This is a genomic window from Faecalibacterium sp. An58 (assembly GCF_002161515.1).
GTDB classification, from domain to species: Bacteria; Bacillota; Clostridia; order Oscillospirales; family Ruminococcaceae; genus Faecalibacterium; species Faecalibacterium avium.
This window is the reverse complement of the sequence record NZ_NFHX01000016.1, coordinates 1-25,105: the sequence shown is the minus strand read 5'-3', so window position 1 is coordinate 25,105 and position 25,105 is coordinate 1. Positions and strand designations below refer to the sequence as shown.

Annotated in this window: 19 protein-coding genes; 12 read left to right on the top strand and 7 right to left on the bottom strand. The window is 60.1% G+C overall.

Annotated elements, in window-relative coordinates; translation table 11 throughout:
- The first annotated feature begins 20 nt into the window (after positions 1-20).
- From B5G12_RS09925 to B5G12_RS09905, 5 genes are all read left to right on the top strand, one after another.
- Positions 21-1,220: a cation diffusion facilitator family transporter gene (locus B5G12_RS09925; protein WP_087324817.1), complete on the top strand. Its 1,200-nt coding sequence runs from the start codon at positions 21-23 to the stop codon at positions 1,218-1,220.
- Complete coding sequence (locus B5G12_RS09920) at positions 1,221-2,405, top strand: pyridoxal phosphate-dependent aminotransferase (RefSeq protein WP_087324816.1); 1,185 nt, start codon at positions 1,221-1,223, stop codon at positions 2,403-2,405.
- A gap of 51 nt (positions 2,406-2,456) precedes the next feature.
- On the top strand, positions 2,457-3,671 hold the full coding sequence (locus B5G12_RS09915; protein ID WP_087324815.1) for an NADP-dependent isocitrate dehydrogenase: 1,215 nt from the start codon (positions 2,457-2,459) through the stop codon (positions 3,669-3,671).
- Between the two features lie 226 nt (positions 3,672-3,897).
- A complete protein-coding gene (locus tag B5G12_RS09910; protein WP_087230998.1) occupies positions 3,898-5,736 on the top strand; it encodes an NAD(P)-binding protein in 1,839 nt (612 codons plus the stop codon).
- Positions 5,730-7,499 carry a [FeFe] hydrogenase, group A gene (locus B5G12_RS09905; protein ID WP_087324814.1) on the top strand — a complete coding sequence of 590 codons (1,770 nt, stop codon included), beginning with the start codon at positions 5,730-5,732 and terminating at the stop codon, positions 7,497-7,499. Before B5G12_RS09910 ends, B5G12_RS09905 begins: the two co-directional genes overlap by 7 nt.
- A gap of 80 nt (positions 7,500-7,579) precedes the next feature.
- Here B5G12_RS09905 and B5G12_RS09900 read toward each other — a convergent pair whose 3' ends face one another.
- The 7 genes from B5G12_RS09900 to B5G12_RS09870 form a co-directional block, all read right to left on the bottom strand.
- On the bottom strand, positions 7,580-8,203 hold the full coding sequence (locus B5G12_RS09900; RefSeq protein WP_087324813.1) for a DUF47 domain-containing protein: 624 nt from the start codon (positions 8,201-8,203) through the stop codon (positions 7,580-7,582).
- A 40-nt stretch (positions 8,204-8,243) separates the two neighbouring features.
- Entirely contained in the window at positions 8,244-9,296 is a 1,053-nt protein-coding gene (locus B5G12_RS09895; RefSeq protein ID WP_087230989.1) for an inorganic phosphate transporter, read from the bottom strand.
- Between the two features lie 344 nt (positions 9,297-9,640).
- Complete coding sequence (locus tag B5G12_RS09890; RefSeq protein ID WP_087324812.1) at positions 9,641-10,384, bottom strand: carboxymuconolactone decarboxylase family protein; 744 nt, start codon at positions 10,382-10,384, stop codon at positions 9,641-9,643.
- Between the two features lie 155 nt (positions 10,385-10,539).
- Positions 10,540-11,616: a hypothetical protein gene (locus B5G12_RS09885; protein WP_087324811.1), complete on the bottom strand. Its 1,077-nt coding sequence runs from the start codon at positions 11,614-11,616 to the stop codon at positions 10,540-10,542.
- Positions 11,617-11,683: 67 nt separating this feature from the next.
- Complete coding sequence (gene mfd, locus B5G12_RS09880; RefSeq protein WP_087324810.1) at positions 11,684-15,169, bottom strand: transcription-repair coupling factor; 3,486 nt, start codon at positions 15,167-15,169, stop codon at positions 11,684-11,686.
- 28 nt (positions 15,170-15,197) lie between these two features.
- Entirely contained in the window at positions 15,198-15,776 is a 579-nt protein-coding gene (gene pth, locus B5G12_RS09875; protein WP_087324809.1) for an aminoacyl-tRNA hydrolase, read from the bottom strand.
- Between the two features lie 104 nt (positions 15,777-15,880).
- Entirely contained in the window at positions 15,881-16,654 is a 774-nt protein-coding gene (locus tag B5G12_RS09870; protein ID WP_087324808.1) for a DapH/DapD/GlmU-related protein, read from the bottom strand.
- A gap of 334 nt (positions 16,655-16,988) precedes the next feature.
- On the opposite strand from B5G12_RS09870, the gene ppdK reads away from it, so the two are divergent.
- From ppdK to B5G12_RS09835, 7 genes are all read left to right on the top strand, one after another.
- Positions 16,989-19,655, top strand: a complete 2,667-nt coding sequence (ppdK, locus tag B5G12_RS09865; RefSeq protein WP_087324807.1) for a pyruvate, phosphate dikinase — start codon at positions 16,989-16,991, stop codon at positions 19,653-19,655.
- 263 nt (positions 19,656-19,918) lie between these two features.
- Positions 19,919-20,275: a replication initiator protein A gene (locus B5G12_RS09860; RefSeq protein ID WP_087324806.1), complete on the top strand. Its 357-nt coding sequence runs from the start codon at positions 19,919-19,921 to the stop codon at positions 20,273-20,275.
- Positions 20,276-20,485: 210 nt separating this feature from the next.
- Positions 20,486-21,355, top strand: coding sequence for a ParB/RepB/Spo0J family partition protein (locus B5G12_RS09855; protein ID WP_087324805.1), 870 nt, complete (start codon positions 20,486-20,488; stop codon positions 21,353-21,355).
- A 91-nt stretch (positions 21,356-21,446) separates the two neighbouring features.
- The gene (locus tag B5G12_RS09850) at positions 21,447-21,824 is read left to right on the top strand and encodes a TnpV protein (protein WP_087324804.1); all 378 of its coding nucleotides are present in this window, start codon (positions 21,447-21,449) and stop codon (positions 21,822-21,824) included.
- 16 nt (positions 21,825-21,840) lie between these two features.
- Positions 21,841-22,125, top strand: a complete 285-nt coding sequence (locus B5G12_RS09845; protein WP_144064134.1) for a DUF6809 family protein — start codon at positions 21,841-21,843, stop codon at positions 22,123-22,125.
- A 220-nt stretch (positions 22,126-22,345) separates the two neighbouring features.
- Positions 22,346-23,692 (top strand): AAA family ATPase, encoded by a 1,347-nt coding sequence (locus B5G12_RS09840; protein ID WP_087324803.1) that lies wholly within the window; start codon positions 22,346-22,348, stop codon positions 23,690-23,692.
- A complete protein-coding gene (locus tag B5G12_RS09835; RefSeq protein WP_087324802.1) occupies positions 23,682-24,350 on the top strand; it encodes an RloB family protein in 669 nt (222 codons plus the stop codon). The genes B5G12_RS09840 and B5G12_RS09835 overlap by 11 nt, the downstream gene beginning before the upstream one ends.
- Positions 24,351-25,105: the final 755 nt, after the last annotated feature.

Genomic DNA, 25,105 nt, shown 5'->3' with positions numbered 1-25,105 from the left:
ACGGAAGGGAGATCGTTTCATTGACACAGCTGCTGATACGCACCTTTGTCAAGGATTATCAGAACAAGCAGGACCCCGCCGTCCGCCAGCGCTATGGCCGTCTGGCGGGCCTTGTGGGGGTGGTGTGCAATGTGCTGCTGTTTGCGGGCAAGCTGACGGTGGGCACCCTGTTCGGCTCCATCGCCATCACCGCCGACGCCGTCAACAACCTGTCCGACGCGTCCTCCAGCGTGGTCAGCCTGATCGGCTTCAAGCTGGCGGCCAAGGGCCCCGACGCCGAGCACCCCTACGGTCACGCCCGCTATGAGTACCTGGCGGGCCTGGCCGTCAGCACCATGATCATGGCCATCGGTCTGACCCTGCTGAAAGATTCGGCCGCCAAAGTGCTGCACCCCGAGCCGGTGGGATTCAGTCTGCTGACGGTGGCGGTCCTGTGCGCCTCCATCCTGGTCAAGATCTGGATGAGCTTTTTCAACCGGCGGGTGGGCCTCGCCATCGAGTCCGAGACCCTGATCGCCACGGCGGCCGACAGCCGCAACGATGTGATCTCCACCAGCGTGGTGCTGCTGTCGGCGGTGCTGTGCAATGCCACCGGCCTGGACGTCATCGACGGCGTCATGGGCGTGGGCGTGGCCGCCTTCATCCTGTGGTCGGGCTGGGGCCTGGTGCGGGACACCCTGAGCCCCCTGCTGGGGGAGACCCCCTCTCCGGAGCTGGTGGAGGAGCTGGAGAAGAAGGTGCTGTCCTACCCCCGGGTGCTGGGCGTGCACGACCTGATGGTCCACGACTATGGGCCGGGGCGGCAGTTCGCCTCGCTGCACGTGGAGTTCCCCACCGAAGTGGACCCCTTGGAGGCTCACGACCTGATCGACAACATCGAGCGGGATGTGCGGGAGGAAATGCACATCCTGCTGACCATCCACTACGACCCCATCGTCACCTCGGACGCCCGGGTGGGGGTGCTGCGGGCCCGGCTGAACCAGGAGGCCAAGGGCATCGACCCGGCCCTGTCCATCCACGACCTGCGGCTGGTGCCGGGGCCTACCCACACCAATGTGCTGTTTGACCTGGTGTTCCCGGCGGGGTATACCGGGGACGAAAAAGCGGTCCGGCAGAAGCTGGAGGACTTTGTGGCCGGCCAGGACCCGGCCTATATCTGCAAGATCAAGGTGGAGCAGAGCTATGTGGCTGCCCCGCCCGCCAAAAAGGGGGAAGCGTAAATGCTCAATGAGACTTACCGCCGGATGCTGGCGAACAAGAGCGTCATCCGGGAAACAGCCGCCTACGGCCACCAGCGGGCCGCCCAGATCGGCTATGAAAACGTCTTTGATTACTCGCTGGGCAATCCCAGCGTGCCCTGTCCGCCGGCGTTTACGGCGGCCATGCAGGATCTGCTGGCCCACGAGGACCCGGTGAGCCTCCACGGCTACTGCCCCAACCAGGGAGACCCGGGGTTCCGCATGGCCGCTGCCGCCCACCTGAAGGCCCATTTTGGCCTGCCCTATGAGCAGAAGCACATCTTTCCCACCACAGGGGCGGCAGGGGCCATTGCCCACGCCCTGCGGGCCGTCACGGCGCCCGGGGATGAGGTGCTCACCTTCGCGCCCTACTTCCCCGAGTATGGGCCTTATGTGGCGGGCACCGGCGCGGCCCTCAAGGTGGTGCCTGCCCAGCCCCCGGTGTTCCAGCCCAACCTCGAAGCCTTCGAGGCCATGCTGACCCCCCGGGTGACCGCCGTCCTGATCAACACCCCCAACAACCCCACCGGCGTGGTCTATTCGGCCCAGACCCTAGTGCAGATGGCGCAGATCCTCACCCAAAAGAGCCAGGCCTATGGCCATGTCATCTACCTGGTCAGCGACGAGCCCTATCGGGATATCGTCTTTGACGGCAAGACGGTGCCCTATCCGGCGTCCTTCTACCCCCACACCCTGACCTGCTTCTCCTTTTCCAAGAGCCTGAGCCTGCCCGGGGAGCGTCTGGGCTATGTGGCGGTGGCGCCCGGCTGCGAAGGGGCGGATGTGCTGGTGGATATGATGGTGCAGATCTCCCGGTTCACCGGGCACAACTGCCCGCCCAGCATCATCCAGAAGGCGGCGGCCCGCTGCCTGGAGGTGACCAGCGACCTGTCGGTGTACCAGACCAACATGGACATCCTCTACGATGCCCTGAAAAACCTGGGCTTTGCGGTGGAGCGCCCCGGCGGCACCTTCTATATCTTCCCCAGGGCGCTGGAAGCGGACGCCAACGCCTTCTGCCGCAAGGCCAGGGAATTCGACCTGCTGCTGGTGCCCAGCGATACCTTTGGGGTGCAGGGCTATGTCCGGCTGGCCTACTGCATCGAGACCGAAAAGGTGCGCCGCAGCCTGCCCGCCCTGGAGCGCCTGGCGGCTGCATATCAGTAAACGCTCCGTTTAAAACGGCGTGATAGATTACCGAGAGGAAGGGAATGAACCATGGAAAAGATCAAAATGACCACCCCCCTGGTGGAAATGGACGGCGATGAGATGACCCGCATCCTTTGGCGCAGCATCAAGGATGAGCTGATTTTGCCCTTTGTGGACCTCAAGACCGAGTATTACGATCTGGGCCTGCCCAACCGGGACGCCACCGGGGACCAGGTGACGATGGACGCGGCGCTGGCCAACAAGAAATACGGCGTGTCGGTCAAGTGCGCCACCATCACCCCCAACGCCCAGCGGATGGACGAGTACAAGCTGCACGAGATGTGGAAGAGCCCCAACGGCACCATCCGCGCCGTGCTGGACGGCACCGTCTTCCGGGCGCCCATCATGATCGACTGCATCAAGCCGGTGGTGCGCACCTGGAAAAAGCCCATCACCATCGCGCGTCACGCCTACGGCGACGTGTACAAGTGCACCGAATTCCGCGTGCCGGGTCCCGGCCGGGCCGAGCTGCGGTTCACCGGCGAGGACGGCGCTAAGCAGGAAGCGGTGATCTACGACTTCGAGTGCCCCGGCGTGCTGCAGGGCAGCTACAACAAGGATGATTCCATCGCCAGTTTTGCCCGCAGCTGCTTTGCCTATGCCCTGGATGCCGGGCAGGATCTGTGGTTCGGCGCCAAGGACACCATCTCCAAGAAATACGACCACACCTTCAAGGACATCTTCCAGGAGATCTACGACGCCGAATACAAGGACAAGTTCGAGGCTGCCGGCATCACCTACTTTTACAGCCTGATCGATGACATCGTGGCCCGGGTCATCCGCAGCGAGGGCGGCTTCATCTGGGCCTGCAAGAACTACGACGGCGATGTGATGAGCGACATGGTCTCCACCGCCTTCGGCTCCCTGGCCATGATGACCAGCGTCCTGGTCAGCCCCGACGGCAAATATGAGTACGAGGCCGCCCACGGCACCGTCACCCGCCACTACTACCGCTGGCTGAAGGGGGAAAAGACCTCCACCAACCCCATGGCCACCATTTTTGCCTGGACCGGCGCGTTGAAGAAGCGGGGCGAGCTGGACGGTCTGCCCGACCTGGTGGCCTTTGGCCAGGCGCTGGAGGAAGCCAGCCTCCAGACCCTGAACGAGGGCGTCATGACCAAGGACCTGTGCGCCCTGGCCGAGGGCATCACCCCCACCCCGGTGGACAGCGACAGCTTTATCAAGGCCATCCGCCAGCGTCTGGAAGCCAAGCTGGGCGCATAAGCAGAGCGGTCCGTTTTTGGATCCGGAATATACCCGGCCTGTGCGGGCGGGGCTGCCTTTTGCCGGGCAGCCCCGCTTTTTTTGCAAAAACTTGCCTTTGGCAAACTTTTCAGGTACAATAGGGGCAGTTGTCAACTTGCATGATATCCGAGACAGGATAGGAACAAGTTTTGCAAAACCTGCAAAAAGAAAGCCGAACGATAGGACGGATAGGAGGAAAGGACCTTTGAAACGACTGGTGATCGAGACGCCCCGCCAGTCCCAGCGGGTGCTGGAGGGGCTTTACCGGGATATGGAACGCCGGATCGCTTCCAGCCCTCTGGGGCTGTGCCCGGTGGATATGGCTCTGAACTTTCTGCGGCTGTGCCATGCCCAGACCTGCGGCAAGTGCGTGCCCTGCCGGGTGGGCCTGGGCCAGCTGACCCAGATGCTGGAGAACGTGCTGGACGGCGAGGGAGGCCCCGAGCTGATCGACTGCATCGAGAGCACCGCCCAGGTCATCCTGGACACGGCGGATTGCGCCATCGGTTATGAGGCGGCCCGGATGGTGCTGCAGGGAGTGCGCGGCTTCCGGGACGATTATGAGGAGCATCTGCTGCGGGGCCGCTGCATCTGCGGGCTGCAGCATTCGATCCCCTGTACGGTGGTCTGCCCGGCCCATGTGGACGTGCCCGGCTACATCGCCCTGGTCAAGGCCGGCCGGTATGAGGATGCCGTCCGCCTCATCCGCAAGGACAACCCCTTCCCGGCGGTGTGCGGCTATGTCTGCGAGCATCCCTGCGAGGCCCGCTGCCGCCGCCATATGGTGGATGACGCCGTCAACATCTGCGGCATCAAGCGGTACGCGGTGGACCACGCAGGGCCCATCGCCCCGCCTCCCTGCGCAGAGCCCACCGGCAAAAAGGTGGCCGTCGTGGGCGGCGGCCCCGGCGGCCTGACCGCGGCCTACTTCCTGACCCTGATGGGTCACCGGGCCGTGGTGTATGAGCAGCGCCACAAACTGGGCGGGATGCTGCGGTACGGCATCCCCGACTACCGCCTGCCCCCCAAGGTGCTGGACAAGGACATCCAGTACATCCTGGATGCCGGGGTGGAAGTGGTGCTGGACACCGAGGTGGGCGGCCCGGACCTGTCCCTGGAGCAGCTGAAGGCGCAGTATGACGCGGTGTATATCTCGATCGGCGCCCATGACGACAAAAAGCTGGGCATCGAAGGGGAGGACAGCCGCGGCGTGGTCAGCGCCGTGCGGATGCTGCGGGAGTGCGGCGAAGGGAACATCCCCGACCTGGCGGGCAAGCGGGTGGTGGTCATCGGGGGCGGCAACGTCGCCATGGATGCCACCCGCACCAGCCTGCGGCTGGGCGCCGCCCATGTCACCTGCGTGTACCGCCGCCGGGTGGAGGATATGACCGCCCTGCCGGAGGAGATCGACGAGGCCAAGGCCGAGGGGGGCGAGATCCTGCCCCTGCACGCCCCGGCCCGGATCGAGGCGGACGAGAACGGCCGGGTGGCGGCGCTGTGGGCCCAGCCCCAGATCATCGGGCGGGTGGGCTCGGACGGGCGCCCCGGCCCCAAGAAAGCCAACACCCCGCCGGTGCGCATCCCCTGCGACTATGTGATCGTGGCCATCGGCCAGGCCATCCATACCAAGCCCTTTGAGGCGGGCGGCATCGGCACCCGCTGGGGCGCCATCCACGCCGAGAGCTCGTCCTTTGTGCCGGGCAGCGGCAATGTCTTTGCCGGGGGCGACGCGGTGTCCGGGCCGGCCACCGTCATCCGCGCCGTGGCGGCCGGCAAGGTGGCGGCAGACAACATCGACAGCTTCCTGGGCTTCCATCACACCATCACGGTGGATGTGGACGTGCCCGCGCCCCATCTGACCAACAGCCCGGCCTGCGGGCGGGTCAACCTGAGCAGCCGCCACATCGCCCGGATCGCCGGGGATTTCGAGCTGGTCACCCAGGGGATGACCGAGGAGGAATGCCAGCAGGAGTGCGGCCGCTGCCTGCGGTGCGACCACTTTGGCTACGGCGTCTTTAAGGGAGGGAGAAACATCAAATGGTAACGCTGAAGATCGACAACAAGACCGTCTGCGTGCCCGAGGGGACCACCATCCTGGACGCGGCGCTGTCGGCGGGGGTGCACATCCCGCACCTGTGCTACCTGAAAGGGATCAACGAGATCGGCGCCTGCCGTCTGTGCTGCGTGGAGGTGGCGGGAGAGGAAAAGCTGATCCCCGCCTGCAACAACGTGGTATCGGAGGGGATGGTGGTGCGGACCACCAACGCCCGGGTGCGCCGGGCCCGCCGGACCAACCTGCAGCTGATCCTCAGCCGGCACGATGCCAAATGCGCCCTCTGCGTGCGCAGCGGCAACTGTGAATTGCAGACCCTGGCCAATGACCTGGGCCTGAGTGAGAACCCCTTCCAGGAGACCTTGCCCAGCGAAAAGCTGCGCCGGTGGGACCGCACCTTCCCTCTCATCCGGGACGCCACCAAGTGCATCGAGTGTATGCGCTGCATCCAGATCTGCGACAAGGTGCAGAGTTTGAACGTCTGGGATCTGGTGGCCACCGGCAGCCACACCCGCGTGAACGTATCGGACAACCGCACCATCCGCGAGGCGGACTGTTCGCTGTGCGGCCAGTGCATCACCCACTGTCCGGTGGGGGCCCTGCGGGAGCGGGACGATGTACAGGCGGTGCTGCGCGCCATCGAGGACCCCAACACGGTGACGGTGGTGCAGATCGCGCCGGCCGTCCGGACCGCCTGGGGCGAGGCCTTTGGGCTGGAGCCGGAGCAGGCCACCGTCAACCGGCTGGCCGGGGCATTGCGGCAGGTGGGCTTTGACTATGTGTTCGATACCAGCTATTCCGCCGACCTGACCATCATGGAGGAGAGCGCCGAGTTCCTGGACCGGCTGGGCAAAGGAGAGCTGGAGCAGTACCCCATGTTCACCAGCTGCTGCCCGGGCTGGGTGCGGTTCCTCAAGAGCCAGTTCCCCCAGCTGGTGGGGCAGCTGTCCACCGCCAAGAGCCCCCAGCAGATGTTCGGCGCGGTGGTCAAACACTGGTTCGCCAGGCAGATCAAGACGCCCCCCGAGCGGATCTGCTGCGTATCGGTGATGCCCTGCGTGGCCAAAAAGGCCGAGAGCGCCCTGTCCACCATGAAGAGCCCCAGCGGGCTGCCCGATGTGGACTATGTGCTGACCACCCGTGAGGTGGTGCGCCTGCTGCGGGCCGAGCACGTGCAGGTGGCCTCGGTGCTGGAGACCCCCTTCGACCGGCTGCTGGGAGATTACAGCGGCGCGGGCGTCATATTCGGCGCCACCGGCGGCGTGATGGAAGCCGCGTTGCGCACCGCTTACTACCGCGTGACCGGCCACAATCCCCGGCCCGATTCGTTCCGCAGCGTGCGGGAGGCCCGCCGGGGCGACAGCCGGGCCTGGCGGGAAGCCGAGTTCGAGATCGCGGACACCACCGTCCGGGTGGCTGTGGCCAGCGGCCTGGGCAATGCCAGGGCCCTGTGCGAGGCCATCCTGAAAGGGGAGGTGAAGGTCCAGTTCGTGGAGATCATGGCCTGCCCCGGCGGCTGCGCAGGGGGCGGCGGCCAGCCCATCCACTGCGACGACATCGAGCGGGCCCACGAGCGCGGCCAGGTGCTGTACGGGTTGGACCGTTCGAGCGCGGTGCGTTTCAGCCATGAGAACGCCGACGTGCTGGCCCTCTACCGGGACGAGCTGGACCAGCCCCTCAGCCACGAGGCCGAAGCCTGGCTACACACCGACCACTTTGCCTGGCAAATGCCGGACAGCCCTGCCGGCCGGTGAACAAAATACGATCGCGAATAAAAAGAAAGGGACAGCCCTGCGGGGCTGTCCTTTTTGTATGGGTCTTGTTTTCTGTCCACTCAGGAGTTCTTCATCACGATGTTCTCCACCTGGTCGGCGATCTCCTCGCAGGCGTCGGCGCACTTTTCCAGGTAGGTGTAGATCTCCTCCCAGGCCAGCACCTCGCGGATGTCCAGCTGGGTGACGTGCAGCTCGCGCATATTGGCGATGAACAGCCGGTCGCTCTCCTCTTCCAGGGAGTTGATCTTGATGATGTAATCCTTCAGCTTTTTGGAGTGCCTGAAGTCGGCGAACTCCTCCATCAGGTGGCACACTTCCTCGCAGCTGCGGATCACCACATCCAGCATATTCATGGCGCCGGTGCGGATGGACTGGATGTTGTGGATGTACAGCCGGATGCATACCTCCTCCAGCTTGTCCACCAGGGTGTCGATGCTGCCGCTCAGATCGGCGATGTCCTCCCGCTCGATGGGGGTGATGAAGGCCTTGGCCAGCTTGTCGGTCATGGCGTGGCGCTTTTTGTCGGCCGCGTGCTCGATCTCGTGCAGCTGGTCTGCCCACTGGGACATATGAGAGGGGTCAAAGCTGTGGAAGATCTCTTTCAGCAGCTGGGCGGCCTGGCTGGCGTACTGGGCGCACGCGATGAAATTGTCAAAATAAATGGCATCCTGCTTTTTCGACATATCCGTATTTCTCCTTTTTCTTATAACAGGCAGAGGGGGCTTACCAGATCTGCATAAAGATCTTGGCCATAACAAAGCTGATCAGGCCGCAGCCGGGGAAGGTGAAGATCCAGGTCAGCATCATATCCTTGACGACGCCGTAGTTGATGGCGGACAGCCGCTTGACGGCGCCCACGCCCATGATGGCGCTGGTCTTGGTGTGGGTGGTGGAAACGGGGATACCGAACAGGCTGGAGAACAGCAGGCAGGCGGCGCCGGCCAGGTCGGCACAGAAGCCCTGGTAACGCTCCAGCTTGACCATGTCCATGCCCACCGATTTGATGATCTTTTCACCGCCCACGCTGGTGCCCAGGGCCATCACCACGCTGCACAGCAGCATCAGCCAGACGGGGATCTCCATGCCGGCCACCGAGTTCTGGCCGTGGGAGAAGGCCAGGCCCAAGAACAGCACGCCGATGAACTTCTGGCCGTCCTGCGCGCCGTGCATGAAGCTCATGCCTGCGGCGCCGGCGATCTGGGCCACCCGGAAAAACCGGTTGGCGGCGCGCAGCTCGATGTTGCGGCACAGGATGGTGACCAGCTTGCAGATGAGCCAGCCGGAGGCGAAACCCAGCAGCAGGCTGAGGGCCAGACCGTACAGCACCTTGACCCACTCGTTGAAGTTGATGCCGCCCACGCCCCCCTGGATGGCGATGGCCGCGCCGGACAGGCCGGCGATCAGGCTGTGGCTCTCGCTGGTGGGGATGCCAAAGATGGAGGCGCCCACGCTGTATACCACGATGGAAAGCAGCGCTGCGCACAGGGCGATGAGGGCGCTGGAAGTGTCGGCGCCGAAATCCACCATGTTGCTGATGGTGGAGGCCACCGAGCTGTTGATCTGGGTCATGACAAAAACGCCCAGGAAGTTGAACAGGGCGCTCATCCAGATGGCCTGCCGCACACCGAGGCAGCGGGTGGTCACACAGGTGGCGATGGCGTTGGGGGCATCCGTCCAGCCGTTGACGAAGATGACACCCAGCGTGAACGCCACCGTGATGATCAGGATCGGGTTGCCGACCAGCTGACCCCAGAACGAGGTAAATGACAGATCCATAAAATTGATACAGACTCCTTTCGGCAGGTCCAGCGGGGCGATGCAGGCCGCAGTGCGGCCCGGAAAAGGCCCCGGGACAGAAAACGAAGCGCCCCTGTCGGGCCGAAGCCGCAAAACATCCAAGAGCTGAGATCTTTTGCATGAGCCCATGCACAAAAATCTTACATCTATTTTACTTGATTTATATTTGATTTGCAAGAATGATGTCGCATCATGGGTGTGAAGTGACAGAAAGAAACAAAAAAAGCAGCGGTAACACGTGTGAAACCGCTGCTTTTCTTGAGTGTTTTACCTAAGTTTTACGAACTTTTTACATTGCGGAACGTCTTTCGGGGGCGGACAGGTCAGGGCAGGAGGGCGTAATCCTCCGCGGAGACCGGCTCGCACCACTCATTGTGGCAATTCTGGCCGGGCACCTCGATGGCCACATGGGAGAACCAGCTGTCTTTGGCGGCGCCGTGCCAGTGCTTGACCCCCGCGGGGATGGACACTGCATCGCCGGGCTGCAGGGGCTGGGCGGGCTTGCCCCACTCCTGATACCAGCCGCGGCCGTCGGTGCACAGCAGGATCTGCCCGCCGCCCTGATCGGCGTGGTGGATGTGCCAGTTGTTGCGGCAGCCCGGTTCAAAGGTCACATTGGCGGCGAATACGCCGTTTTCGCCGGTGATGGGCTTGAGGTAGCTGTGGCCCACGAAATACTGCGCGTAGGCGTCGTTGGGCTGGCCCAGTCCGAAGAGGCCGCCGTGGGGCTCCTGGGCGGGCGCTGCGTCGGCCCAGACCTCTTTGGCCATCCGGAAGGCGGCCCATGCCTTGGGCCAGCCTGCGTAGAAGGCCGCGTGGGTGAGGATCTCAGCGATCTGGTCCCGGGTGATGCCGTTCTTTTTGGCGTTTTCCAGGTGATGCCGGAACGAGGTATCGGTAAGGCCCTGCGCCATCAGGGCCACCACCGTGATGAGGGAGCGGTCCCGCAGGGAGAGCTTGTCCTCCCGGCTCCACACTTCGCCGAACAGCACATCGTCGTTCAGCTGGGCAAATTTGGGGGCGAAATCCCCGAGCTGGTCCCGCCCTGCCGTCTGTTTGACTGCCATATGTTTCATTGCCTCCATTCGATGGTCTGACATAAAAGGAACTCTGCCGGCTTTATTGTACCCCCGCAGGGGCCAAAAGTCGAATGCTTATCCTGCATCGTCAAACATACGTCAGGGGAATAAAAGAGGCAGGGCGTGCACCCTGCCTAAAGCGGTCAGACGCTGGTTTTGATCTTGCGGGCGGGGAGCTTTGCTGTGGCGCTGCTGTCCAGGCTGACTTCCAGGGCCTCGCCGGCCTGGGCGATGTCCTGGGTCACAAGGGTGGTGCCCAGATCGGACAGGACGGTGGAGCGCACCGTGTCCAGCGTCAGGGTCTCCAGGGGGTCCTGGCGCATGGCGATGAGCAGGGAGGTGCCCCCGTACTCCACCGCGGCGGTCTGGCCGAATTCCAGCTGCATGAGGGTCTGGGTGTCCTCCTCCGAGAAGGAGCCCTGCATCTCGCTCAGGCTGATGAAGCTGTTGTTCATCTGGTCGGCGGCTTCCTCGGCGGTGATCTCGGTGCCCAGCACGGCGTAGATGTCGGGCAGGGCGGCGATCACGGCGTCGTCAAAGGTAGCGGGGGTGCTGTCCGCGATGGCCTGGCCGGCCAGGTCCAGCATCTGGGCGGTCTGTTCCTCGTCCGCAAAGGCGAAGGTGGACAGATTGTACAGCGGGACGGTGGTGTAGCGGATGTAGAGCATCTCGTTTTCCAGGTGGTCGGTCAGCTGCTCGTCGGTGAGAGGGGTCTCGCCCTCTGCGCCGTAGATCAGGTCCACCAGGGCGGCCTGCTTGAACAGGTTCTGCTCATAGCTGCGGAGAGTCTGCTCCCCGATGCCGTTGGCGGCGTAGAGGTCGCCGTAGTTCTCCAGCAGCTGGTCGGCATAGCTGTCGGCCTGGGCGGCCGCGTCGGGGTCCAGTTCGCCTCCCAGCTGGGCAAAGCGGTCCTCCACCGCCACATAGCGGCGCAGGTCCTCCAGGGTGGCGTCCGCCACAAAGTCACGGACGGTGACGCTCTCCCCGTCCTCGGTGGTGATGGTCTGGCCCAGGAAGGACCCGACGTTGGAGGGGTCCTGGTCCTCGCCGGCCAGCTGGGCGGCCTGCTGGTATGCGTCGAACTGGGCCAGCAGGTACAGGCCCGAAGAGATCTCCTGGCCGCCGATGGTCCCCACCGTGTCGGGGGTGGAGATGGTGCAGCCTGCCAGGGAGAAGCAGAGCGCCAGCGCGCTGGCCAGCGCAAGAAGTTTCCGTTTCATGTGATAGCTCCTTTGATTGTATTTGAGCGGGAGAATGCATCCAGTATAAACCGGAGGCGGTGCGGCGTCAAGACGTTGGGGGCGGGGCAGCGGGCTTTTTGTCCCGGATGGAGGCCATGGCCTGGAGCAGCTGCTGCAGCAGTTCCAGCGGCTTTTCCTCCCCCCGCAGCGTGACCGACAGGTAGGGCTTGGCCCCGGCGCCGGCGGTGACCCGGCCTCCGAAGGCGGTGAGCAGCCCGCGGATCATGGGCAGCTCCAGCGTCTCCAGCGAGAGGGTCAGCAGGTCCTTTTTCTGGGTGACCTCGTATACCCCCACCGAGGCGGCCAGCACCCGCACCAGGGAGACGTTGACCAGGTCGCTGACCGAAGCGGGCGGGTCGCCGTAGCGGTCGATCAGTTCATCCAGCACGTCGGCGGCGTCGGCAGGGCTCTGGATGGCGGCGATGCGGCGGTAAGCCTCGATCCGGCCGGGGCCGTCGGGGATGTACCGCTCGGGGATATAGGCGTCCACCCGCAGGTCCACCAGACACTCGCTCTTGTCCCGCTGCACGGGTTCGCCCCGGGCGGCGGCGATGGCCTGGTTGAGCATCTTCATATAGAGGTCATAGCCCACCGCCTCCATGTGGCCGTGCTGGCTGTGGCCCAGCAGGTTGCCCGCGCCCCGGATCTGCAGGTCCCGCATGGCGATGCGGAAGCCCGAACCGAAGGCGGTGAACTCCCGGATGGCGCTCAGCCGCTTTTGGGCCACGTCGGAGAGGGTCTTGTCCCGGCGGAAGGTGAAATAGGCGTAGGCCTTCCGGCCGCTGCGCCCCACCCGGCCCCGCAGCTGGTACAGCTGGGCCAGGCCCATCCGGTCGGCGTCCTCGATGATCAGGGTGTTGCAGTTGCGCACGTCGATGCCGGTCTCGATGAGGGTGGTGCACACCAGCACGTCCAGTTCCCCGTTGAGCAGTTTCTGCCAGACGGGGTTCAGCTCATCCTCGGTCATTTTGCCGTGGGCGATGCCCACCCGGGCCCGGGGCGCCATCTGCTGCACCCGGGCGGCGGTGGCCTCGATGTTGTCCACCCGGTTGTGCAGGTAGTACACCTGCCCGCCCCGGGCCAGCTCCTTGCGGATGGCCTCGGCCAGGATCACTTGGTTGTACTCCAGCACGAAGGTCTCCACCGGCTGCCGTTCAAAGGGCGGCTCCTCGATGGTGGACATATCCCGGATGCCGCTCATGGCCATGCTGAGGGTGCGGGGGATGGGGGTGGCGGACAGGGTCAGCATATCCACCCCGATGAAGGTCTCCTTCAATTTTTCCTTGTGGCGCACCCCGAAGCGCTGTTCCTCGTCGATGATGACCAGGCCCAGGTCGTGGAACCGCACGTCCTTGGACAGCAGCCGGTGGGTGCCCACGATGATGTCCACGCTCCCGGCCTGCAGGCCCCGCAGGGCCTCTTTCTGCTGCTTGGCGGTGCGGAACCGGCTGAGCAGCTCCACCCTGACCGGGAACGCCTCCATCCGGGACAGGATGGTGTTGTAGTGCTGCCAGGCCAGCAGGGTGGTGGGGGCCAGCAGGGCGCACTGTTTGCCCCCCATGATGCACTTGAAGGCGGCCCGCAGGGCCACCTCGGTCTTGCCTACGCCCACGTCGCCGCACAGCAGCCGGTCCATGGGCCAGGGGTGCTCCATGTCGTTCTTGATCTCGGCGGTGGCGGCCAGCTGGTCCTCGGTCTCGTCGTACTCGAAGCGGGCCTCGAAGTCCTGCTGCCATTCGCCGTCGGCGGGGAAGGCGAAACCCTTGGCCTGCTTGCGCCGGGCATAGAGCTGGATCAGCTCCTGGGCCATCTCCTCGGTGGCCTTCTTGACCCGGGCCCGGGTGCGCTGCCACTCGCCGCCGCCCAGCTTGGCCAGCTTGACCTTGTCCTCATCCCCGGGGGGCGTGTAGCGGCTGAGCAGGTCCAGCTGGGTCACCGGCACATACAGCACGTCCGAGCCGGAATACTGGACCTTGAGATAATCCTTGGTGGTGCCCTGCACCTCCAGCCGCTGGATGCCGGCATACATACCGATGCCGTGGCTCTGGTGCACCACATAGTCCCCCGGCTTGACGTCGGCCAGGCTGGAGAGGGCGTCCTTGTTCTTTTTGCGCTTGCGGGCCTGGGCCTCGCCCTCGTCCAGGCCATGGCGGCGGCTGGTGAGGACGGCGCACCGGGCGAAGGGCAGGGTGCATCCGGCGTTCAGGTGGCCGGGCAGCACCTGCACCAGCCCCGGGGCCGGGCGGATGTCCCGGCTCATGCTGACGGAATAGCCCTTGTCGGCCAGGTCCCGGGTGAGGGCGGCGGCGCCTTTGGGGGTGCCGCAGTAGAGGGTGACCGCATACCCCTGCTGGACCAGGGGGTCCAGGTCCTCCAGCAGGCTGCGCAGCTCCCCGTTCCAGCCGGGAGAGGCGTGGGCCTCGGCGTTGATGAGGTCCTTGAGCTGGAACTCGTTCATCCCCCGCAGGAAGTTTTCGCACAGGAGGGTGGGCAGCCGGCCCGCGGCGATGACCAGGTCGTCCATGGTCTGGTACAGCACGTCCAGGCCGGGGCAGATCACCCCTTCTTCCAGCAGGCCGGTCAGCTCCTCGCTGCGGCGGTACTGGGCGGCCTTCTGGGCGTCCCGGATGCCGCCCACCTCGTCCAGCAGGAGCAGGGGAGCGTCCATGTGGTCCAGCAGGGTGGCGGGGGTGGGATACCGCAGGCCGTAGTATTTGTCCATAGCCTCGGGCATCAGCCCGGCGTCCAGCTGGTCCAGGTCGTGGGCCATGGCCTTTTCCAGGGCAGCGCGGTGCTTGCCCCGGGCCTTTTTGATGGCCTGGCGCAGGGCGCCGGCGGTCTCGGCGGTGCTGCCGAACAGCACCTCCCGGGCAGGGGAGAGGTAGATCTTTTGCAGTGAGGCGTCCCGGCGCTGGCTCATCAGATCAAAGGAGGAGATGGAATCGATCTCATCGTCCCAAAACTCCAGCCGGGCCGGAGACTGCATATCCGGAGGGAAGATGTCCACGATGTCGCCCCGGACGCTGAACTGGCCCGGGCCCTCCACCTGGGAGCGGCGGACATAGCCCGCGGCGAACAGACGCTGCACCAGCCCTTCCCGGGAGAACTGCATCCCCGGCTTGAGGGTGAGGGTGTTGGCCATGAACTCGGCCCGGGGGACGGTGTATTGCAGCAGGGCCTCCACCGGGACGCAGACGGCGGCCAGCCGCCCCCCTGCCAGGGCGCCCAGCACCGACAGCCGGCGGTATTCGTATTCCCGGCCGGCGCCCTCCACCGGGCGGAGCATGAAGTCCCGCGGGGGAAAGACGTCTGCCGCCACGCCCAGCGCCTTCAGGTCCTCGGCAAAGTGGGTGGCCTCGGCCTCGCCGGGGGTCACGATGCACAAGGGGCGGCCCAGGTCCCGGGCCAGCAGTCCATAGACCAGGGCGCGTCCGGCGGGGGGCAGGCCGAACAGGGCGGCCGGGCCCGGAGAGGCCAGGGCGGCGGCGATCTTTTGGTATTCAGGGGTCTGTTTCAGCAGGGCCTCGTACATATACGTTCACCTCACAGTCTGCGGGCGGTCAGCGGTTGTAGCGGTTTTGCGCCTCCCCCAGCTTGCCGTCCATGATGAGGCGGGCGGCTGCCTCGATGTCGGGGCGGCGGCCGGCCACAGCCTTGGCCTCCTCCTCCGAAAAGCGGCCCAGCACCCAGTCGGCCAGGTCGTAGTCGGGGCGGGGCTTTTCCCCCACGCCGATGCGGATGCGGGGAAAGGCCTCGGTGCCCAGCCGGGCGATGATGCTCTTGAGGCCATTGTGCCCCCCGGCCGAGCCGGAGGGCCGGATGCGCAGCTTGCCGGGGGCCTGGGTGATGTCGTCGCACAGGACGATGACGTGGCCGGCCGGGATCTTGAAAAAGGATGCCAGGGGGGCAATGGAGTCCCCCGACAGATTCATATAGGTGAGGGGTTTGAGCAGGCAGACCTTGTGGCCGCCCACTTCCCCCTGGCCCCACAGCCCCTGGAACTTGGCCTTGGTGACCGGGATCTCCCACTTGCCGGCCAGGTAGTCCAGAGCGGCGAACCCGGCGTTGTGGCGGGTGCCCTCGTATTTGGCCTCGGGGTTGCCCAGGCCGGCGATCAGCCAGATGTCGTTTGTTGTCATAAAGCGTTTCCGTTCGTGTGTCGTTCGTTTGGGCAGACAAAAAGGGAACCGGGCTGCGCGCCGCGCAGCCGCAGATCCCCCTTTGTCCTGCGGTGGATGGGCGTTCAGTCCTGCCGGGCCTGTTCGTCGGCCAGCTGCTGGGCTTCCAGCCGCTGTTTCTTCTGGATATAGGCCTCCATTTTGGGCACGGCCCAGCCCTCGACGTTGGCCTGGCGGCCCCGCTCGATGGCCAGGGCCCCCGCGGGCACATCCTGGGTGACGGTGCTGCCGGCGGCGGTGTAGGCGCCGTCCCCCACCGAGACGGGGGCGACGAGGTTGGTGTTGCAGCCGATGAAGCAGTAGTCCCCGATGGTGGTGCGGTATTTGGACTGGCCGTCGTAGTTGCAGGTGACGGTGCCGCAGCCGAAGTTGCAGTATTTGCCTACGTCGCTGTCCCCGATGTAGGTCAGGTGGCTGACGGTGTTGCCCCGGGCAAAGTGGGAGTTCTTGGTCTCCACATAGGCGCCCAGGTGGACGCCGTAATCGGTGGCGGTGCCCGCCCGCACATGGGTGAAGGGCCCGATGGCATTGTGGGGCCCGATGCAGGAGGAGTAGACCTGGCTGGCGTTGACGGTGGTGCCCTCGCCGACCTGGCTGTCCTCGATCAGGCTGTTGGGGCCGATGACGCAGCCGGGGCCGATGACGGTGGACCCCCGCAGGATGGTGCCGGGCAGGATGCGGGCCCCCGGTGCGATCTGGACGGTGTCCTCGATGACCACGGTGGTGCTGTCGATCAGGACCCCGTTGGCGATATGCCGCAGCAGGATCTCCATGCGGGCCTGCTCGGCGGCTTCCAGCGCGGCGCGTGCGGCGCACAGCGCCTGGGTGTTGTCTTTCATATCAAAAGGCCTCCTTACAATGAGCGAAAAAGGGACCTTGCACCCTCCGCCCGGCCGGCCATGACCGGCCGCCGGAGGAGGATGGGACGGCCCCGGAAAGGAACATCCGAACCTATCCCAGTTTATATTAACGTAAAAGCTGCATTTTTTCAAGGGAAATGCACAAATTTATTGATACAAAATCGGCAGATTTTAGTCCCGAACAGCTGGATTTTGTGCGCTTAGTCTGGTATAATATTTTCGCATGCAGTGAACGTTACACAAAAAACGAACAATGGGTATGCCCCGGGCTGTAAGGGCCCGGGCCGAATCAAAACGGGAGGTAAATGAATCCATGAGCAAAAAGTATCTCTACTACTTCAGCGAGGGAAATGAAGCCTTCGGCGGCGACAAGACCACGATGAAGAACATCCTGGGCGGCAAGGGCTCCGGTCTGGCTGAGATGACCGCGGCCGGCATGCCGGTGCCCCAGGGCTTCACCATCACCACCGAGGCCTGCACCCAGTACTATGCCGACGGCCGTCAGATCAACGACGAGATCACCGCTGACATCTTCGAGCACGTCAAGGGCCTGGAGAAGATCACCGGCAAGACCTTCGGCGACAACTCCAACCCCCTGCTGGTGTCGGTCCGTTCGGGCGCACGTCAGTCCATGCCCGGCATGATGGACACCATCCTGAACCTGGGCCTGAACGATGAGGCCGTGGAGGGTCTGGCCAAGAAGACCAACAACCCCCGCTTTGCCTACGACTGCTACCGCCGTTTCGTCCAGATGTTCGCGGACGTGGTCATGATGGTCCCCAAGAGCCTGTTCGAGGTGGAGATCGACAAGATGAAGGAGGCCAAGGGCTACAAGTCCGACGCCGACCTGACTGCCGACGACCTGAAGGAACTGGTGGGTGTCTTCAAGAAGATCTATGAGGACAACGAGGGCCGTCCCTTCCCCCAGGATCCCAACGAGCAGCTGATCGAGGCGGTCAAGGCCGTGTTCCGCAGCTGGGATAACCCCCGTGCCAACGTTTACCGCAAGATGAACGAGATCCCCTACGAGTGGGGCACCGCTGTCAACGTGCAGCAGATGGCCTTCGGCAACTCGGGCGACCGCTCGGGCACCGGCGTGGCCTTCACCCGTGACCCCGCCACCGGCGCCAAGAAGCTGATGGGCGAGTACCTGATCAACGCCCAGGGCGAGGACGTCGTGGCCGGCGTGCGCACTCCCTTCCCCATCAGCCACCTGCAGGAGCAGATGCCCGAGGTGTACGAGGAGTTCGTCAACATCGCCAACCGTCTGGAGAAGTACTTCCGCGATATGCAGGACATGGAGTTCACCATCGAGGACGGCCACCTGTATATGCTGCAGACCCGCAACGGCAAGCGCACCGCACAGGCTGCTCTGCAGATCGCCTGCGACCTGGTGGACGAGGGCATGATCACCGAGCGCGAGGCTGTGCTGCGCGTGGAGCCCAAGCAGCTGGACACCCTGCTGCATCCCCAGTTCGATGCCGCTGCCCTGAAGGCCGCTGAGGTCGTGGGCAAGGGCCTGGCTGCTTCTCCCGGTTCCGCCTGCGGCCAGATCGTCTTCTCCGCCGAGGAGGCCGAGGAGATGGTCAAGTCCGGCAAGATGAAGAAGGTCGTCCTGGTCCGTCTGGAGACTTCCCCCGAGGATATCGTGGGCATGCAGGTCTCTCAGGGCATCCTGACCGTCCGCGGCGGCATGACCAGCCACGCTGCCGTTGTGGCCCGCGGCATGGGCACCTGCTGCGTTTCCGGCTGCGGCAACGACAACGACGTCAAGATCGACGAGGAGGCCAAGACCTTCGAGCTGAACGGCCACAAGTTCGTCAGCGGCGACTGGATCTCCATCGACGGCTCCACCGGCAACATCTACGCCGAGCAGATCCCCACCGTGGCTGCTACCGGCAACAAGAACTTCAACCGCTTCATGGGCTGGGCTGACGCTGCCCGCCAGATGCTGGTCATGACCAACGCCGACAACCCCCGCGACGCACAGCAGGCTGTGGACATGGGCGCTGAGGGCATCGGCCTGTGCCGTACCGAGCATATGTTCTTCGCGGAGGACCGCATCAAGGCTGTCCGCGAGATGATCTGCGCCCGCACCGTTGAGGAGCGCGAGGCTGCTCTGGCCAAGGTCGAGCCCTATCAGCAGAGCGACTTTGAGGCCATGTACCGCATCATGGGCGAGCGTCCCATGACCATCCGTTACCTGGATCCTCCTCTGCACGAGTTCCTGCCCAGCAAGGAAGAGGACATCGCCGAGCTGGCCAAGGATATGGGCATGAGCTTCGAGGAGCTGAAGAACGTGGTGGAGAGCCTGCATGAGTTCAACCCCATGATGGGCCACCGCGGCTGCCGTCTGGCTGTCACCTACCCCGAGATCGCTGTCATGCAGACCCGTGCCGTCATCAAGGCTGCCCTGAAGGTCAGCGCTGAGACCGGCAAGATGATCACTCCGCACATCATGATCCCCCTGGTGGGCGAGGTCAAGGAGCTGAAGTTCGTCAAGGACGTCGTGGTCAAGACCGCTGACGAGCTGATCGCTGAGGCTGGCGTGGACATGAAGTACCAGGTCGGCACCATGATCGAGATCCCCCGCGCCGCTCTGACTGCCGGTGAGATCGCCAAGGAAGCCGAGTTCTTCAGCTTCGGCACCAACGACCTGACCCAGATGACCTTCGGCTTCAGCCGTGACGACGCTGCCAAGTTCCTGGGCGCTTACTACGATCACAAGATCTACGAGAGCGATCCGTTCCAGCACCTGGATCAGGTGGGCGTTGGCAAGCTGGTCAAGATGGCCGCTACCGACGGCCGCGCCACCCGCCCCGACATCGGCCTGGGCATCTGCGGTGAGCACGGCGGCGATCCTTCCTCCATCGAGTTCTGCCACAACATCGGCCTGGACTACGTGAGCTGCTCGCCCTACCGTGTGCCCATCGCCCGTCTGGCCGCCGCTCAGGCTGCAATTAAAAACCCGAGGAAATAAGAGCTATCTTTCCTTCGACCATAATTTGACGTTTTGTGAGGCTTCTGCCTGGTGCAAACGGGCTGATTATCCATTTCGTCACAGTTCCTGGAAGGATATGACCCTCTCGGTCAACCTGGATTTGAATTAAAATCTCAGACGGAGGCAGTGAAAGCTGCCTCCGTTTTGATTTGTCCCGATAAGCGTTTGCGTGTTTCAAAACCCGCAGACGCTTTTTTATTTTGTCCACAACCAAAAGACGGCGAAAGCCAGGAGGTGCGCGTATGGGTGATTTCTTTTACGGCGAACAGGCAAACATCTTTTCTTTCTACCGGTTCCCCAAGGCGCTATTTACCGATAGCCGCTTCCGGGGGATTTCGGTGGAGGCCAAGGTCCTCTATGGTCTCCTGCTGGACCGGATGGGGCTCTCGGTGAAGAACGGGTGGAAGGATGAAGAAGGGAGGGTATATATCATTTTCACGGTGGAGGCCATCATGGAGCATCTGGGATGCAGCAACAAAAAAGCGGTGGGCCTGCTGCGGGAGCTGGACGAGAAGGCCGGCCTGATCGAGCGCAGGCGGCAGGGCCAGGGCCGGCCCAGCCTGATCTATGTGAAGACCTTCATGGATGCCCTAGGATGACGATTCTGGAAGTGTCGGAAGTTCACTTCCGGCGGTGTAGGTTTTACACTTCCAGAAGTGTAGAATCTACACTCTAATAAGAATGATAGAACCATACAGAGTAGAACGAGAATGATCCTTTCCTTTCCGGGCGGGGGAGGCCGGAACCAACCAATTTCACGACTCTGGGCAGATGCCCGGAGCCTTGTTTTTCACAGGAGGTGACGCCCTATGTTGAAAAAGAAGCTGGAGACTGCTGCACAGGGAGAACAGATTCAACAGGTCCCTGTGGCAGAACTCCACCCCTTCAAAGATCATCCCTTTAAGGTGCTGGACGATGAAGCCATGCTGAAAACAGTGGAGAGCATGGCCCGGTTCGGCGTATTGAATCCGCTGATTGTCCGCCCCCGGGCGGAAGGTGGCTATGAGATCATCTCAGGCCACCGGCGGCAGCACGCAGCCCAGCTGGCGGGCCTGAAAACTCTGCCGGTCATTGTCCGCCAGCTGGACGACGATCAGGCCATTTTGCAGATGGTGGAAAGCAATCTGCAGCGGGAAACCATCCGCCCCAGTGAACGGGCCTTCGCCTACAAGATGAAGATGGAAGTCCTGAAACACCAGGGAGCCAGGACGGATTTAACTTTGAGCCAAGTTGGCGAGAAGTTATGGAGTGTGACACAAGTAGGGGCCGCGGCCCAGGAGAGTGAGCGCCAGGTTCACCGCTATATCCGTCTCACCCACCTGATTCCCGAACTGCTGGAACTGGTAGACCAAAAGAAAATTTCCTTCAATCCCGCTGTGGAGCTGTCCTATCTGACAGCTGCCGAACAGCGGGATTTTTTGCAGGCCATGGAGGACAGCAAGCACCCGCCGTCCCTATCCCAAGCCCAACGTATTAAGAAACTGAGCAAGGCAGGTGAGTGCAGCTATGATGCCATTCTGGATATCATGAAGAACGCCCAGCTGGATCGGCTGACCCTGAAAAACGAAGCCATCCGGAAATACTTTCCGAGATCCTACACCCCGCGCCAGATGGAGGAAACCATTGTAAGGCTTTTGGAGCAGTGGCACAGGAAGCGCCAACGCAGCCAGGAGCGCTGAAACAGAAGCCGCGACATCCTTCCTTTCCACACAGCGGCCCTGCTATAATGAAGCCGAAAGAAGGCAGCAGCAAAACAGAAAGGAGCAGACTATGAAAGAACTGAGACAAACCATCCAGGAACACGGCATCCGGTATCAGTTGGAAGGAGATTATTATCTCCCGGTTCTGGAACTGCCGGAAGAAAACCGCCTCATTGGCCGCTGGGGGCGGCTCCATAAAGCGTATTTGAAAAATCACAGACCGGTCCTGTATCAGTCACTGCTTTTGTCCGGGAAGCTTTATACAGTGCTGGCTGACCTGAATGAGCAGGCGACTGAACGGTGCAGCTGTATTATCCGGCAGATGGCAGAAGCTGAAGGCATCACCGAGGAACTGAAAGCAAATGACCCTATGTGCTGGGTGCAGGCGATGAACTCCATCCGCAGCCGGGCGGAGGAGATCATCCAAGTCGAGATAATTTACTGTTGAAGGGGAGGGCAGAGCAATGATTCTGGAAGCGATTTATAACGGAGACTTTTACCCCAGCGAAACAGTTGTGCCGAAGTCCGAAAAGTACCGGAACGCACTGAGAGCCTGCGAGAAGATTATGGACCAGTTGGCCCAGAAGCTGACAAAGGAGGACTACGACCTGGTGGAAACGCTCCTGGATCAATCCTCCATCGCCCAGTGCGAGGAAAGCGAGTGCCACTTCAAGGTCGGCTTCTCGGCGGGGCTGCTGGTGCAGCAGGAGGCAGAAAAACAGATCCAAACGAAGAGCTATGATGAGTGACGCAAAAGCGGCAGGTGCTTCGGTGAGAAGTGCCTGCCGCTTTTATTGTATTAGCAAGGAAACATAAAAATGGGAAAACTTCTCCGCTCCAAAAATTCAAGTTATTTGTAATATGATTGATGATTTTGCGATAAAATTACAAAATCGTTGAATAATTCTACTGGCTTTGGTATAATGTTGATATAAATTGTGCGTTAGTTGCAGAATGGGGGATAGACATATGCTGCTTGAATTTCGAGCAAAAAATTTCAAAACTTACCGGCAAGAGTTAGTTTTTTCCATGAAGCCGGTTCCTAAGCAAAAAGAATTGAACTATAGCATTCTCAAAGAAAAAGTGGGACGTAGCACCTATAAGGCACTGAGTTCAGCAGTGATATATGGACCAAATGCAGCGGGTAAGACCAACATAATGGGAGCAATGGATTGTTTTAAATGTATCGTTCTACGTGGAAATCTTCACAATGACGAAAAGCTAGCGTCTCCGAATGTGTCGGCATATCAGCTTGAGTTAATTCCGAATAATACTTTAACTAAATCTGAACCTGTTGAATTTGCAGTCGAGTTTGTAGATGATGGATTGCATATTTCGTACTCATTTAAAGCAGATCTAGGAAACTTTTTGCAAGCGGATTATCCTCGCAAAGTAACATCTGAGCAGTTAATTGTTAACAATGCAAGTGTTTTTGTACGGGAAAATAGCGGTCAACTAAAAATTGGAAATTTAAAGGGAATTAAACATGATTTTGCACCTGCTGTATGTGATAATTTAGAAAGTGCAAAAGCTTTAGCAGAAGGTAATCTCGCATCAGACGAGCTATTTTTAATGAATGGCTTTAAGACAATTTTTGCACCACACCTTGTTGCTCGTATAACTGATTGGCTCAAGAAAAAATTTATGATTGTATATCGTGCCGATGCAATTAGTGCAATACACCGTATAGGTCAGAAAAAGGACACTCTGTATGTAGATCGTTCGATAACTGATGCGGCGCGGCAATTTGGAGTGAATGGAAATCAACTTGGGTATGTAATACGTAGTGAGGGTGAAGAGCCTGTTCTTTGTTCAGTATTTGATAATCCGAGAAAAAAATCAGCGCGAGTATTGTCGGCAGAGATATTTGAGTCCTATGGAACGATACGTTTTATTAATCTTTTCCCTATAGTGGCCGGTGCATTAGTTAACGGAGGAACGCTAGTAGTAGATGAATTTGATGCTTCTATTCATCCTATGGCGATTATGAGTTTGGTGAATATTTTTCATAATGATGAAATAAATATTCATCATGCGCAGCTTATATTTAATACGCATAATCCGATTTTTTTGAATTCAAACCTTTATCGCCGTGATGAAATTAAATTTGTAGAACGAGATGAAACTACTCATACGAGTATTCAATATTCATTGGGAGATTTTGGAACTGCTAGTCCTTCTGGTGTTCGTAAAGGTGAGGATTATTTAAAGAATTATTTTGTAGATAGGTATGGAGCAATTCGTGATGTGGACTTTTCTCCTATTTTCCGTCAGATTATAAAAGGTGAACAGGCGGAGGATCAGGATGAAAGTTAAAACGGGAAAGACTTTTTATTTTTCTGTTGAAGGACAAACTGAAAAATTATATCTTCAATGGCTTCAACAAGTTATTAATCAGGCAATGGAGCAACGTTCAATTCCAAATCCAAATGTTAAATTCCAAGTCAAAATTGAAAAAAATCCAGTATCTTATGTTAAGAATATTGTAAGTGTTGATAAGATTGTAGTAACGCATGTGTTTGACTATGAAAGCGAAGATGAAGAACATGTTAAACAGTTTCGAGACACACTAGACAAAATGAAAAAAGCTTCTACACTAGGTAAGAAAATAAAATACCAGATGGGATATTCAAATTTTACCTTTGAATTATGGATGATTTTGCATAAAATGGAGTGCAACGTCTCCTTGGCGCATCGTAAGAAGTATCTCCAACCACTTAATCAGGCGTATGGAACACAATTTCAAAGCTTGGATGAGTATAAGCAAGAAGATAACTTTAAAAGATTGCTTGAATCGCTAGATCTGGATAATGTATGCGAAGCAATTCGACGTGCCAAGCAAATTATGGAAGAAAATGCAAATCGGCGATATAGGCTCCAAAAGTATAAGGGATTTGAATACTATAATGAGAATCCATCCCTTTCATTACATATAATTATTGAAAAAATTCTAAAAGATTGTGGACTAATGTAAAGGTGAAATGGAGTACAGATATAGTGGTGGATTGCATTCATTTAAAAAGTGACCATTGAAGCATTCATATCCTTTGCAGCTATAAATGGCTTACTAAATGCCAAAGGAATCAAGATTCTCTGCAAGCAATCATGAAATGGGGAAAGGAGAATTGTGGCGTTCCATTACAAATTCGTGAAGTTTAGAATGTGGCTCTAGTGAGTAATTCATATCAGTGGCAGCGAATGCCATGCTTGAAAAGTTTGTGCTTTTATGATTGTGTTTTTTAGTTTTAAGGTTTTCGTTATCTAGTTGCGGCAAGCAATGCGTCTGGCTATCCACTCTGCCAGATGCCGCTTGTTGGGGCTCCCCCAAACCCCAGTATACGCAGAAAGTATTCTGCGGCTGCGCGTTCAGAGAACGCTTTTTCTGCATCTAAGAATCTTGAAAATCACCTGATTCAAAAAAGAGTCAGGTGATTTTTTGTTCAATGAGAAGAAGTATCATTTGATTTGTCGCCTCCTCACATAAAATTCAATTCCAAAAGTTTTAGATCACGATATGTTACGCTGGATGTTATGTGGTGCATAGTTCTATGCTAACTTAAGAAAACTTCTTGCCATATTATGAAATTTTAATTATACTGAAGATACGATACTGTTAGCGTTCAGCTGAAAAAACCATTTGGGGTTCAATAGAAATCACCAATTCCGGATCAACAGAAAAAGCCATTACCCCAAACCTTTCAAATCCTTTATACTGAACGGTGACCAAAC

Excerpts from the sequence above, each read along its gene's own strand:
- ppdK (WP_087324807.1), top strand. The coding sequence starts at position 16,989 with ATGAGCAAAAAGTATCTCTACTACTTCAGCGAGGGAAATGAAGCCTTC.
- pth (WP_087324809.1), bottom strand. The coding sequence starts at position 15,776 with ATGACAACAAACGACATCTGGCTGATCGCCGGCCTGGGCAACCCCGAG.
- B5G12_RS09905 (WP_087324814.1), top strand. The coding sequence starts at position 5,730 with ATGGTAACGCTGAAGATCGACAACAAGACCGTCTGCGTGCCCGAGGGG.
- B5G12_RS09885 (WP_087324811.1), bottom strand. The coding sequence starts at position 11,616 with ATGAAACGGAAACTTCTTGCGCTGGCCAGCGCGCTGGCGCTCTGCTTC.
- B5G12_RS09920 (WP_087324816.1), top strand. The coding sequence starts at position 1,221 with ATGCTCAATGAGACTTACCGCCGGATGCTGGCGAACAAGAGCGTCATC.
- B5G12_RS09855 (WP_087324805.1), top strand. The coding sequence starts at position 20,486 with ATGTTGAAAAAGAAGCTGGAGACTGCTGCACAGGGAGAACAGATTCAA.
- B5G12_RS09915 (WP_087324815.1), top strand. The coding sequence starts at position 2,457 with ATGGAAAAGATCAAAATGACCACCCCCCTGGTGGAAATGGACGGCGAT.
- B5G12_RS09840 (WP_087324803.1), top strand. The coding sequence starts at position 22,346 with ATGCTGCTTGAATTTCGAGCAAAAAATTTCAAAACTTACCGGCAAGAG.
- B5G12_RS09870 (WP_087324808.1), bottom strand. The coding sequence starts at position 16,654 with ATGAAAGACAACACCCAGGCGCTGTGCGCCGCACGCGCCGCGCTGGAA.
- B5G12_RS09895 (WP_087230989.1), bottom strand. The coding sequence starts at position 9,296 with ATGGATCTGTCATTTACCTCGTTCTGGGGTCAGCTGGTCGGCAACCCG.
- mfd (WP_087324810.1), bottom strand. The coding sequence starts at position 15,169 with ATGTACGAGGCCCTGCTGAAACAGACCCCTGAATACCAAAAGATCGCC.
- B5G12_RS09860 (WP_087324806.1), top strand. The coding sequence starts at position 19,919 with ATGGGTGATTTCTTTTACGGCGAACAGGCAAACATCTTTTCTTTCTAC.
- B5G12_RS09900 (WP_087324813.1), bottom strand. The coding sequence starts at position 8,203 with ATGTCGAAAAAGCAGGATGCCATTTATTTTGACAATTTCATCGCGTGC.
- B5G12_RS09845 (WP_144064134.1), top strand. The coding sequence starts at position 21,841 with ATGATTCTGGAAGCGATTTATAACGGAGACTTTTACCCCAGCGAAACA.
- B5G12_RS09835 (WP_087324802.1), top strand. The coding sequence starts at position 23,682 with ATGAAAGTTAAAACGGGAAAGACTTTTTATTTTTCTGTTGAAGGACAA.
- B5G12_RS09890 (WP_087324812.1), bottom strand. The coding sequence starts at position 10,384 with ATGGCAGTCAAACAGACGGCAGGGCGGGACCAGCTCGGGGATTTCGCC.
- B5G12_RS09850 (WP_087324804.1), top strand. The coding sequence starts at position 21,447 with ATGAAAGAACTGAGACAAACCATCCAGGAACACGGCATCCGGTATCAG.